We start from the raw sequence: 1,793 nt of genomic DNA, 5'->3' as shown, positions 1-1,793 counted from the left end.
CCGCGCGCATCGTGGCCCACGACATGGAACGAGTTTTTGCCGATATCGATGCCGATCACGGCGATCGCGGTATTGAGTGTCTGGGACATGGCGTGCTCCTTGTCTTGGCGCCCCTGGCCAGCTTATCGCTGGCGGGGCAGGAGCACGGCCGGACCATCCCATTAGCGGACCTGACGCGCTCCCGGTGCGGTGTGTTAAAATAGCAGGGAACGGATCGTGTCTATGCCAAGAACTGCTGCTGTCATCGGCACCGCCATCTTCTTCGTGTTCGCGCCCTGCGTGGTGGCTGGGGTGGTCCCGTGGTGGATTTCACGCTGGGAGTTCAGGTTGCCGTTTCTCGGCGTCGAGCTCACGCGCTTCGTCGGCGCCGCGCTAATTCTTGCCGGCTTAGCCGGGCTCGTGGATTCATTCGCGCGTTTCGCACTGCAGGGGCTCGGCACGCCGGCGCCGATCGCCCCGACCCAACATCTCGTCGTTACCGGCCTCTATCGCTATGTGCGCAATCCAATCTACGTGGCGGTCGCCGCCGTCATTTTCGGCCAGGCGCTCCTGTTCGGCGATTGGGGGCTGTTCGCCTACGGCGCAGTCGTCTGGCTCGCCTTCCACCTTTTTGTCGTGGGCTACGAAGAGCCGACGCTAAAAAGGTCATTCGGCGCGGAATACGAAGCGTTCTGCATCAATGTGCCGCGTTGGATCCCGCGCCTAACTGCGTGGCGAGGCGGTCGGTAGCTGCCGTAGCGCATGACCTCGGCGCTGATTTTTGATGAGCTTCTCGAAGGCTCCTCAACAAAGTTTGTCTGCAATTGGGCCCATCAGCGAAGTGGCGGCACGCCTCATTGAGGTCCGATCAAATAGGGCATAGCGGACTGAATTTGCTCAGGTTGAGTTTTTCGTAGTTTGACCCAGAGCGGTCATCAGCCGCCGTATTCGGGCGAAGTTGATATAGATCAACCTTGATGATGTGCATAGTCGATACCGCAAAATGTTGCTTGCAGTCTCTTCGGTAGGAATGAGCCGCAAAGGATAGTCAGTCGTTCAATCATTGACACATAAGGAGACGCGCAAATGAGGAAGCTTGCTTCGGTAGGATTGATCGCCGCGGCCATGTTCGCTAGTCCGGCCATGGCCGCGTGGTACGACCAAAACGGCGCAGCCGTCCATCCGTCCCGCGTTGTTCACTGCATCCGGGCGCCAGACGTTGGCAGTTTTGCCGGAGGGCCGTTCAATAAGCCTCCCTGCGAACCGGCAAGCTGGCGTAGGTCGGCGTGGCGCGACAAAACCGGTGCAGTCGTCCCCACCTCTAACGTCGTTCACTGTGTCCGGGCTCCAGACGTTGGCAGTTATGCCGGAGGTCCGTTTAATAAGCCTCCCTGCGAACCGGCAACCTGGCGCTGAGGCGAGCGGCAAGATGCCGCCAACGTTCCCTGCGAAGCGAACGTTCGATGTCGGGACGGTTGGTTGACGCTGCGCGCTGGTGCCAAAATCACAGAGCGTAGACAAGTAGACAAAGAGAGCAACTGGCCGCCTGCGAGTGGCCAGTTCTCGCTTTACATCCGCGTCCACTGGGCGAGAGCAATATCCTCGATGGTCAGTGGAGACCGCCGTTTGTCAAGCGAATACAATCGAGCAGTTAACTACGGCGTCCGCAACGCGGTTCCGAGATGCGAACGGACGATATATCGAACGTCGGTTGTTGGCCGATTTTGTTGCAAAAGTCGGCTGTAACCGACGGATGTCTTTCGGCCATTCGAAGGCCGACCGGCTTTGATCCGCCGACCCGAATGCTCTCAACG

2 protein-coding genes are annotated in these 1,793 nt (G+C 59.1%); both read left to right on the top strand.

Features of this window, described 5'->3' with window-relative positions; translation table 11 throughout:
• On the top strand, positions 1–203 hold a 203-nt coding region (locus CT676_RS45015), incomplete at its 5' end, for a hypothetical protein (RefSeq protein WP_205124647.1).
• A gap of 19 nt (positions 204–222) precedes the next feature.
• Positions 223–729 carry an isoprenylcysteine carboxylmethyltransferase family protein gene (locus CT676_RS43525; RefSeq protein WP_135217340.1) on the top strand — a complete coding sequence of 169 codons (507 nt, stop codon included), beginning with the start codon at positions 223–225 and terminating at the stop codon, positions 727–729.
• Positions 730–1,793 lie beyond the last annotated feature (1,064 nt).

The organism is Bradyrhizobium sp. MOS001 (assembly GCF_004634465.1).
GTDB lineage: Bacteria > Pseudomonadota > Alphaproteobacteria > Rhizobiales > Xanthobacteraceae > Bradyrhizobium > Bradyrhizobium barranii.
Note: the sequence above shows the minus strand (reverse complement) of the source record. Positions and strands in the feature narration are given on the sequence as shown.

Excerpts from the sequence above, each read along its gene's own strand:
- CT676_RS43525 (WP_135217340.1), top strand. The coding sequence starts at position 223 with ATGCCAAGAACTGCTGCTGTCATCGGCACCGCCATCTTCTTCGTGTTC.